The following is a 264-nucleotide window of genomic DNA, read 5'->3' on the forward strand; positions in this document are numbered from 1 at the left end:
GGTAAGTAGTTGGCGTAACTGAGCTAAATGAAGGCTTGTTGGCACTATGCGCCCGCCAATTTTGGCGCGCACCGCTTTTTGCTGACCATAGATCGCTGGCCCGCCCAATGCTAAGTGTAATTTATTACCGACTGCACACAGTAGCCATCCCGGCCCCGGTAACGGCCAAGAGCGACTTTGGTTGAGCGTTTGCGTCAAATTATATTTAATATTATCGCCGATTAGGATCAGTAAACTAAATAAACGCAGAGGAATAAGATCGAG

General features: G+C 47.7%; 1 protein-coding gene. It reads right to left on the minus strand.

Features of this window, described 5'->3' with window-relative positions; all coding sequences use genetic code 11:
- On the minus strand, positions 1-264 hold a 264-nt coding region (locus P8629_RS12030), incomplete at both ends, for a hypothetical protein (protein ID WP_278166347.1).

The organism is Hydrogenovibrio sp. 3SP14C1 (assembly GCF_029625905.1).
Taxonomy (GTDB): domain Bacteria; phylum Pseudomonadota; class Gammaproteobacteria; order Thiomicrospirales; family Thiomicrospiraceae; genus Hydrogenovibrio.